The following is a 10,142-nucleotide window of genomic DNA, read 5'->3' as shown; positions in this document are numbered from 1 at the left end:
TATATAAAATTTTATTCAAATTAATAGAAAAGCTCTCTTTTAAAATTTATCCACAAGTTTGCTAGAAAACCCCTCTGTTTTTTAAACAGGGGGTTTTTCAGCAAACTGAAAAATAAAGCTACATTAATGTAGCTTTATTTTTGTTGACAGTCCTCGCATATTCCGTAGAAATAAACTTTATTTGAAAGAATCGTATATTTGCTATAAGATTCAGCATCTTTATTTAAATTAGTTAAATCTAGATTTTCTAAATCATCTACTTTACTACAGCTTATGCATTGAATATGTGGGTGTGAAGTTGCGTTTCCATCATATCTAAAGTTGCCTTCACCAACATTTATTTCTTGTACCAAGCCAACTTCAACCAGTGTTTTAAGAGCTTTATATACAGTAGCTAAGCTCATTGTGGGATATTCAGGCTGTAATGCTTTGTAAATCATTTCAGCAGATGGATGTTCCTTTGTACTTTTTAAATACTTATAAACAGCAATTCTTTGTGGTGTTAATTTTAATTTCTTTTCCCTGAAGATACTTGTAATGTTATCCATGTTCACCATCCTTATAAGTAGATTAATTATATTATATAATAATTATTATTATTTGTCAAACAATAATAATTATTTAAAAAGTTTTGAAAATATTTGCAATAAAAAATATTTCCAAAACGTATTGTAAAAATAAAAAAGGTATGTTAACATATATAAGAAGTTGTTAATTTATTTACAATTGAAACATAAGTCCATGTTCATTTTTTTTTTTATCTTTTTTGTAAGAACAGTTTATCTGTTCTTTTTGTTTTTTATTCAAATATTAATTTTTAAATTATTTAAATATATAAAAAAACATACTAATATATATTAAAGCAAAATGTATCTCTTTTCAACTATAGATGAGAAAGTTGTAAATTAAATTTATAATTTTAGAAAAAAATAAATAATTTATAATATTAGCAATAAAAAAACAAAGGTTAGTTAAAATAAACCTTTGTTCTTTAATCTGTTATAAAAATAAGAAATTATTAAAGTTAATACATAATCAAAAATTAAGAATATTGCTTGTACTGCTAGAGTCACGAATATAAATGGAATTTTTAGTGGGATTTGTTTGATAAAAAATGTCTTATAAAAAGTATATAATATAAAGAAGCAGAGGTTAAAAAAGATAAATTTTAAAGTTATTTCGAGAAATAAGTTGTTTATCTTTTCAGTATAATGTTTTATAAAACCATATAAACCAAAGAATATAACATAAGATAGTGCAATAGTCTTATTAATTACCATTAACGATGTAATTGAAGCGGCTAAATAAACAATAAAAGAATTAGAAATAGAAGTAGTTATAACAGAAATAGGAATTATCACTGAAGCTAAGGTTAGTAGGGATAGTTTATTAGTAGGAATAACACTAGCGATATAAAGAAAAACTACAGTAATAGCTACAAATAGTCCTCCTTTTGTAATATTACCTACTTTCATATTATCACATCCATTTTCATTTATATATAAATATGCTTATAATAAGTTTATATTATAAAAAAACAAAATTTATAAGCTGGTTTTAAAAATTAAGCTGTTCCTGTTTAGCAACAGCCTATTAGGTCTCCGCCCATACATTCACAACAACTATCTATACACCAAAGTTTAATACAGAAGTCACACATGTCATCATTTCTAGTAGTTTTATAATAAGTATTTTTATAACTCTTATTATTATTATTTATCATATTAAGCGTTTGTCTATATTCAAGATTGTTTGGATCTAATGAACAGGCTGTCTGAATATAAGTATAAGCACTATCATAAAATCCCTTTTGCATTTGTATTACACCATAAAGATAATTCCATTCAGCATCTCTCATCTTCATAGAGTTTAGCTTCTGTTCAGCATCTCCGTATCGTCCTACTGATATATCTCTTCTTATATCAGTATAGGAGAATGAACCACTTCCGTGTGAATAATTGGAGTTTGTTCCATGCGTTGAATTGTTGCTAGAGTTATAAGAGTTTTGTACTTTCTTCATAAGATAATCATAGGCTTCATTTATTTCTCTCATTTTGTTTTCAGCTAAATCTCTAAGTGGATTATTGCCATATTGATCTGGGTGATATTTCTTTGCTAACTCTCTATAAGCTTTTTTTATTTCTTCCTGAGTTGCACCTTCTTTTAATCCTAATGTTTCGTATGGGTTTCCCACAAAAATCACTCCTTATAGTTTTATAAACGTATCAAATAAATTTATAATTTAATTTATAGTTAAGAAAAATCCTATTTTATAGATAAAGCTTAGACGTATTTTTATTTAGTACAGCAGGTTTCTTCTTCATATTTACTTAAAACTTTTTCATATCGTTCTACTAATCCTAATTTTAAAATATTATCTATAATATTATAATTTTTTTGTAACTTAAGTTGTTTAAATGCATTATAGCACTGAGAAGAACAAGTTAATAGTGAAAAATCAATTCTATGTTTAATACTATTATAAAAATTGTTAAAGGGAAGATTATCCTTATTAAGAGATATATTAATAGCATTGAAAGAATTTGATTGCATATCTTCCTTCAAATCGTCTAAAGCATCAATAAGATATATCCATTTTCCTAAATTATAACCAAGCCAATATAAATTCTCACGTAGTTCTTCACAATCACCATCAAGTTGATAAGGATAACTTTTGATTAGAAGCCCTGTTAATTCACTAAAAGGATGGGCTATTTCATCTAGGGAGTTGTGGTTATCTTCAGCTTCTTTTAAGTTCAAGGCTTTTAATTTATCTTTAATAAGTTCATTTATATTTTCAAATCTTTTTGAGAAATATGATTTGCTTTTATTCATTAAAAATATACCTAATTTAGCTTTTATGCTTTTATCATCATTAACATCATCTAATAGTTTGTAATAAAATAAAGCTATATTTATATGAGACGCATATTCTAAAGCATTATTTTTTTCTATTATTATTTTCTTTGTAAGTGGGTGCACGACACAAGTTAATTTTTTTACATTAATTTTTTCTTTAGATAAACTATCTAAAAGTATTGATAAAAAAGTCATATCATAGTTAAGAGCTGCCCTAGGTAAGTTTCCATAATAATATTTAATAGTATGACATAAGCCACAGTAATAAGCTTTAAATCTTTCATAATCCTTAAGTTTTAATTCCATTTTACATGGTATAACATATCCAAACAAATGAGTCACTCCTTAAAGATAAACAACTTCAATTTTTAAACAATTCAGGAAAATAAAATTTAATGAAAATCAAACCTATTAAATGTTAGTCAGATTTCACTTTGTGAAATAGAATCAAATAGTTTCGACATGCAGTGCTTTTTCATGAATTATATATTTGGTTATGAAGTTTTATATCTATAGATTAATAAAATTAAAAGTATAATAAAGATTTATAATTAAAATAAAAAAATGAAACAATAATAAGTGAAGATGATAAATAATTTTATTTAATAAATATATAGCTTATTAAAGAGTATTGCACATATTTATAATGTAGTATTATTAATCTACAAGAGATAACATTACGGTTATTTTTAATTACTAATCATTAATTATACATAATTTATGCTTGTATGATTATTTATAGTGCAACGTTCAATTATTTCTATTATATAATTATATAATTAGCATAGTCAATTTGCTTTACTATTTTTTAGTAAAGTGGTAAACTAAAGTAACAAATGGAATATATAACATGTGAATATATGAGGAGGGAAGTAAGATGGCAAAGTATAAAGTGGGAGATGAATTAATAGTAGTTCAAGATCCAAATGAAGAAAATCAAAAACTGAAGGAACTAACTAAACTTACTATAGATGGTGAATATGCCCAAATATCTTGGGGATTAAAAATTATTAGTATTGAATATGATAAACCTAATGTTACATTAACTTATAGAAATGTAAAAGGAGAAATTAATAAGGTTTTTGCAGTGTGTAAAGATGTTGAAAACTTTGATAATGAAATGGTATTAGAAAAAGCTTTACTTAAGGCATTCCAAAATGAAATTATTAATATAACAGTATTCAAAAATGTAGGATATAAGTTATAATTCTATATAATTTTTAATGGACTAAGAATTAAGTAACCATTCGTTGGAAGGTAGCCTAAAAAAGGTCCTTCCTTTTTATTTGCTGCGTCATTTCATGATATGGAATCTAAATAAAGCTGAGTAGGCATGAAGCCTACTCAGCTTTATTTAAAAAGTTATATTTTTATAGGGGGTTTACTGTTATCTAATAAAAAAAGTTAAAATAATAAAACAGAAATGGTATCAGGAAGTATATTCTTTTTTTTAGAAAATACTAATAAAATATATAGATATAATGAATAGAGGAAAACCATGAAGTTAAATGATGTTGTTTTAAGGCTTTTCTTGGCGGTATTAATTGGTGGAATGGTAGGTTATGAGAGGGAGTTTAAGCATCGTCCAGCAGGTTTTAGAACTCATATGCTGGTTTGTATAGGTGCAGCGATAATATCAATGATACAAGTACAGATGGTAGATGAAATTATAAGTTTTATAGAGAATAATGGTAGCATGTCCAATATACTAAATACGGATTATGGACGTCTAGGAGCTCAAGTTATAAGTGGGATTGGGTTCTTAGGTGCAGGCACAATAATTCATGAAAAAGGTTCAATCAAGGGATTAACAACTGCTGCATCACTTTGGGTAGTAGCTTGTGTGGGATTAGCTATAGGACTTGGATATTATATACTAAGTGTATTGTCTGGAATAAGTGTAGTTTTAGTTTTAGTATCAATGAAAAAATTAGAGGATAGGATTGTTAGAAATAAAAGTATTAAGTTAGAGATTGATTATAGAAGTGAAAAATCTACTTTACAGTATTTTGAGGAATATTTCAATCAAAATAATATAAAGATTAAAAAAATAGAATTTATATTGAGTGAAGACGAGGAAAATTTAAGAAATGTATGTATTTACACAATATTATTGCCAAAGCAAATTAAAGCTAATGATGTTATGTATTATTTAATAAGTAATAAGGATGTTATAAAAATAACTGAGATTGAGAACTAGACAATTACTGTTTAGTACTTAATTATATAGGATAGTAATTTGGGGTTTTTGCACATAATTTTATTAAAAACAAGTAATATATACGTATTTTTAATAAGTTTTATCCAAGTTTAAAGAGTTTTTTACACAAATATTGATAAAAATACTTTATTTTTTCAAATATTTAACATATAATAATGCTATAGAAAAAATGGGAAAAATTAGTTGTGGCAAATTGGGGGGAGTTTTATGAGTAAGTGTCCGTTTTGGTCAAACAAAAAAGTAGTAATAGCATGTAATAATGAATGTCCTATGAATCCTGCCGATGATGGAGAAGAATGTGTTTTTAAGGCGTATTTAAGTGGAATTGTATATAAAGATATAAAAGAAATAAATACTGTTATAGGCTATGAAGATGATTATCAGCAAGGGTATGAGGAAGATTATTTTATAAAGAATTTAAAATATAAGACTGGATATTAAAAACAAGGCTGGAAGTCCAGCCTTGTTTTTTTACTCTATAAGAAATTATAAAATTTGCAATCTGTGGATAACTCTATTAAGAGTCCCCGCAAGGGCATTTTTTTATTTATACATATCTGTATATTTATGAAGTAAACTATGCTTTAAGTTCCATAAGTTATTTGATAAATCAATGTAATAACTATGGGGATTCTCAAATCTTAGAACTTCAGGCCAAAGCTTTTCTGTTTCTTTTATAGCTAAGTCTTTTATTTCCATTACTGAAGGACTCTTATATACAGACTTTCCTTTATCAAAGATTTTTACCTGAAGCTCTTTTACATAATAGTTTGTAATTTTTTTACGCTTCCAAGTATAAATAGGATCAAATATTTCAAGTGGTTCACCTTCTTTTATTATCTCATTATGTAAACCAATTATATCTGCTATAGCCATATGGCTGTCCTTATCAAAGATTCTATATATTTTCTTAAATCCAGGGTTAGTTATCTTTTCTTCATTTTCACTAATTTTAATTCTTGGTTCAATTCCAATAGCACTTTCTACAGCGACAAGCTTATAAACACCACCAAAAACAGGTTCAGATTTTGCTGTTATTAGCCTTTCACCAACTCCAAAGGCATCAATCTGTGCACCTTGATTTACAACATCTCTTATTATATGTTCATCTAGAGCATTGGAAACTATAATTTTGCAATCTTCATAGCCTGCATTATCTAACATCTCTCTACTACGTTTTGTAAGATAAGTAATATCACCACTATCTATTCTTATTGCTTTTGGACGATAACCTTTAGGTTTTAGTACCTTATCAAAGATTTTAATAGCATTTGGTATTCCTGATTTTAAAACATTATATGTATCTACAAGGAATACACAGTTGTCAGGATATATTTCAGCCCATGCTTTAAAAGCCTCATATTCTGTTGAATAAAGTTGAACCCAGCTATGTGCCATAGTTCCAGAGGCAGGAATATTAAACATTTCTTCTGCTATAGTACATGCGGTTGAACTACAACCACCAATAATAGAAGCTCTAGCTCCATAGATAGCTCCATCATATCCTTGAGCTCTTCTTGAGCCAAATTCCATTACAGTTCTTCCTTGAGCAGCTCTACAAATTCTATTAGCTTTTGTTGCAATTAAGGTTTGATGATTAATTGTAAGAAGAATCATTGTCTCAATAAATTGAGCTTGTATTATTGGACCTCTTACTGTTACAAGAGGCTCGTTTGGAAATACTGGATTTCCTTCTGGTATGGCCCAAACATCGCAAGTAAATTCAAAATTTTCAAGATAGTCTAAAAATTCTTCGCAAAAAATTTCTTTACTTCTTAAATATTGTATATCTTCTTTTAAGAATTTTAGGTTGCTTAAATACTCTATAAGCTGCTCTACACCAGCCATTATACAATATCCACCACCATCTGGAACTCTTCTAAAAAACATATCAAAATATGCTATTTTATCATTTAGACCATCACGAAAATAACCATTTCCCATGGTAAGTTCATAGAAGTCAACAAGCATAGTTAAATTTCTAGAATTTCTTACGTCAAACTTATAATTTATCGTCATATTTATTCTCCTTCTACGTAAAATGCCATAAACATATTGTACCCTTATATAGAAATTATTACAATAGAGTTATTTATTATTAAAATAATCAGGTTCAATAATGAATAACTCTTTAAAATACTAATAGTCTTTTAGAAATTTAATTTATAAAACTTGTTAATAATTATAAATAAGTAAATCTATGTATTGAGTAAAGATAAACATCTTTAATTTATTTTTTAGCGCTCTTCTAAGTATAGCTTCGAGTGGTATAATGCATAGGATAAAGGTATCTGTGATTGTGTTGACTATAACTGAATGAAGAAAGGAATTATAAGTATGGTAAATCTAGATAGTTTTCAAATGAAAGCAGTATGCTGTAGAGATAAGAATGTTCTTGTAGTAGCACCGCCTGGTAGTGGTAAAACTACTGTTATAATAAATAGACTTAACTATCTTATAAATGAAAGGAAAGTAAATCCTGATAATATTATTGTTATAACATTTACAAGAGCTGCAGCTCAAAATATGAAGAATAGGTTTCAAAAGATGTCTGGTTCAAACAAGTATCCTTTTTTTGGAACATTTCATGCCTTGTTCTATAAAATTTTAAAAAGGCATAGGGGAGAGATAGCAATGTTAGACCCTAGTGAAGGATATAAGTTAATTCATAAAGTACTACTACAAAGCTTGGATGAAGTAGGAGAAGAAAAGGTTAAAGAGGTGTTAAATAATATTTCACTTTATAAGACTGGGGGATTCTCTCCTGGAGAGTTTAGACCTAGTATACCAAAAAATATTTTTGATGAATGTTATAAAGTTTATGAGAAATATAAGCTAAGTAAAGAATGCCTAGATTTTGACGACCTGCAGTTACAATGTAAGAAATTATTTTATGAATATCAAGAGATTTTAAATAGATATAGAAAGTTATTTAAGTATATTTTAGTTGATGAATTTCAAGACTGTGATAGTCTTCAAATAGAGCTTTTGACTTTATTAAATCGCCATAGCTCTCTCTTTGCAGTAGGAGATGAGGATCAATGTATATATTCTTTTAGAGGATCAAAGCCAGAGTTTATGGTAAGGTTTGACAAAGTATTTGAGACTGGGAAAAAACAATTTTTAGCTTACAATTATAGAAGTGTAAAAAATATCGTGGAAGCTTCTAAAGCTATAATAACAAATAATAACCAGAGAAATGACAAGGAGATACGATATTGGCGACAGGAAGAGGGATTATTTAGAGTAGTATACCCTTTTAATGAAAGTCAACAGACAGAGTATATAATTAAAAAGATTAGCGAGTTTAAGAATAGTGGTTTTAAATATAATGAAAATGCAGTGTTATATAGAACAAATATGGAAGCAAGAAGCATTATAGATGGTCTTATAAGAATGAAAGTTCCTTTTAAGTTGCTTGATAAACAATATAATTTTTTTGAGCATTTTATATGTCAAGATATTATTGCTTATTTAAAGCTTTCCATTGATCCTACTGATAGTAATAGTTTTTATAGAATTATCAATAAACCTTTTAGATATGTATCGAAATCTAGTATAGAAGAGGTTAGGGGAAATTTTTATAAAGAAAATGTTTTTGAAAAATTAAAGAATATTGAGGGATTTCCTCCATTTCAAATAAAAAAATTTGATGATTTAAAAAAGGATATTAATTTTTTAAATAAGATTAGTTTATCTTCTGCTATACAATTTATATTGGTAGATTTAGGGTACCTAGGACACATAAGGGAATACTGCGAAAAATACAAGCAAAGTATTACTGAGTTTGAAGAAATTATAGAAGAATTTAAAGTTTCTTCACAGGAATTTAAAACAATTGTTAGTTTTTTATCGCATATTGACACAGTAGAAGAAAATATAAAGATGAGTAAATTCACTCCTGTTGAAAATGGGGTAACTTTAAGTACCATTCATGGCGTTAAGGGAATGGAATTTAAAAATGTATTTATAATAGATTGTAATGAGGAAATAATCCCACATAAAAATAGTATAGAAGAAGGAATTGAAGAGGAACGAAGGCTTTTTTATGTAGGTGTTACTAGAGCGATTAACAATCTTTTTATATATGCTCCTAAAATGTTGAGAGGAAAATTTAGAGAACCATCTAGATTTATTAAGGAAGGAAGATTAGAATCATTTCAAACTTTTGAAGATTATGGATTTAATGAAGAAGATGAGATTAATCATGTAAGTTTTGGAGTTGGGACAGTTAAGCAAATAAAGGGTGAAGAAATAGACATAGTGTTTAATGATGGATTAATTAGGAAGTTTTCGTTAGCTACACTTATTGACAATAATCTAGTAAAAAGGATATAATAAATATCAAATGTGACATATTATATCCGTATATTCTCTATATTAGAGTACTGTAAATGGTGATATTGAATTTATTATATCCTCTATATTAGGTTATATAGTCGAAATTAGAAGAAAAAAACTTTTAGTAAATAAATGTATTTTATGATATAATACTTTTCAGAGGGATTGAGAATTGAAAGGGAGGAATGGAAATGATATCTTTTAAAAAAGTGTGGAATGATGTAAATAATTTAGTTAATGACAGTGTGGTGAATGTTAATATCGTAAACAAAATAAAAAATGTTTTCTTGGTTGAGGAAGAAGGAAATGTAGTTTTCCTTACAAAGGATGATTTTGTTGATTTTTGGGCTAAGTTATTTTCTAATAAACAAGTGGATATGAATAACCTTGGAGTTGAAAGTTCAAATAAAGAACTTTATATATACCAACTAGTAAAGGAACTTCCATATATTGTTGAAGAAGGAAATATGATATATTTAGCAAACAATTAAGGTATAATTGGAATTATATATATAAATAATTAATTCATAATTGTTGATATCCAAGTTTTATAATATAATCTTAATATGAATATATAAGCTCATATTCTAATGAATATGAGCTTTTTAATTTTGACTTTAGTCCGTTGAGCACGTTGCGTGCGAAACATAAAACCACCCGCTATGCGGGTGGCGACATAAGGTTATACAAAAAACTCACCTTTTCACTATAATAGAGGTGT

General features: G+C 27.1%; 10 protein-coding genes. 5 read left to right on the top strand and 5 right to left on the bottom strand.

What is annotated here, in order from left to right:
• Positions 1-134: 134 nt before the first annotated feature.
• The 4 genes from CPJCM30710_RS17120 to CPJCM30710_RS17105 form a co-directional block, all read right to left on the bottom strand.
• Positions 135-548, bottom strand: coding sequence for a transcriptional regulator PerR (locus CPJCM30710_RS17120; RefSeq protein ID WP_212905356.1), 414 nt, complete (start codon positions 546-548; stop codon positions 135-137).
• Between the two features lie 423 nt (positions 549-971).
• Positions 972-1,475: a hypothetical protein gene (locus CPJCM30710_RS17115; RefSeq protein ID WP_212905355.1), complete on the bottom strand. Its 504-nt coding sequence runs from the start codon at positions 1,473-1,475 to the stop codon at positions 972-974.
• 104 nt (positions 1,476-1,579) lie between these two features.
• Positions 1,580-2,194, bottom strand: a complete 615-nt coding sequence (locus CPJCM30710_RS17110; protein ID WP_281414006.1) for a DnaJ domain-containing protein — start codon at positions 2,192-2,194, stop codon at positions 1,580-1,582.
• A gap of 101 nt (positions 2,195-2,295) precedes the next feature.
• Positions 2,296-3,192, bottom strand: a complete 897-nt coding sequence (locus CPJCM30710_RS17105) for a DUF5685 family protein (RefSeq protein ID WP_212905354.1) — start codon at positions 3,190-3,192, stop codon at positions 2,296-2,298.
• Between the two features lie 544 nt (positions 3,193-3,736).
• Between CPJCM30710_RS17105 and CPJCM30710_RS17100 the strand changes: the two genes are divergently transcribed.
• The 3 genes from CPJCM30710_RS17100 to CPJCM30710_RS17090 all read left to right on the top strand — a co-directional run bounded on the left by CPJCM30710_RS17100 (position 3,737) and on the right by CPJCM30710_RS17090 (position 5,521).
• Positions 3,737-4,066 (top strand): hypothetical protein, encoded by a 330-nt coding sequence (locus CPJCM30710_RS17100; RefSeq protein WP_212905353.1) that lies wholly within the window; start codon positions 3,737-3,739, stop codon positions 4,064-4,066.
• Between the two features lie 291 nt (positions 4,067-4,357).
• Positions 4,358-5,059 (top strand): MgtC/SapB family protein, encoded by a 702-nt coding sequence (locus CPJCM30710_RS17095; RefSeq protein ID WP_212905352.1) that lies wholly within the window; start codon positions 4,358-4,360, stop codon positions 5,057-5,059.
• Positions 5,060-5,287: 228 nt separating this feature from the next.
• Entirely contained in the window at positions 5,288-5,521 is a 234-nt protein-coding gene (locus CPJCM30710_RS17090) for a hypothetical protein (RefSeq protein ID WP_212905351.1), read from the top strand.
• 102 nt (positions 5,522-5,623) lie between these two features.
• Here the strand turns inward: CPJCM30710_RS17090 and CPJCM30710_RS17085 are convergent, their stop codons facing one another.
• Positions 5,624-7,099, bottom strand: a complete 1,476-nt coding sequence (locus tag CPJCM30710_RS17085) for a nicotinate phosphoribosyltransferase (RefSeq protein WP_212905350.1) — start codon at positions 7,097-7,099, stop codon at positions 5,624-5,626.
• A 318-nt stretch (positions 7,100-7,417) separates the two neighbouring features.
• On the opposite strand from CPJCM30710_RS17085, the gene CPJCM30710_RS17080 reads away from it, so the two are divergent.
• Together CPJCM30710_RS17080 and CPJCM30710_RS17075 are read left to right on the top strand one after the other, a co-directional pair.
• Positions 7,418-9,418 carry an ATP-dependent helicase gene (locus tag CPJCM30710_RS17080; RefSeq protein WP_212905349.1) on the top strand — a complete coding sequence of 667 codons (2,001 nt, stop codon included), beginning with the start codon at positions 7,418-7,420 and terminating at the stop codon, positions 9,416-9,418.
• Between the two features lie 194 nt (positions 9,419-9,612).
• Positions 9,613-9,912 carry a hypothetical protein gene (locus CPJCM30710_RS17075; RefSeq protein ID WP_212905348.1) on the top strand — a complete coding sequence of 100 codons (300 nt, stop codon included), beginning with the start codon at positions 9,613-9,615 and terminating at the stop codon, positions 9,910-9,912.
• Positions 9,913-10,142: the final 230 nt, after the last annotated feature.

Origin of the sequence: Clostridium polyendosporum, assembly GCF_018332455.1 — a bacterium.
GTDB classification, from domain to species: Bacteria; Bacillota; Clostridia; order Clostridiales; family Clostridiaceae; genus Clostridium_AY; species Clostridium_AY polyendosporum.
Note: the sequence above shows the minus strand (reverse complement) of the source record. Positions and strands in the feature narration are given on the sequence as shown.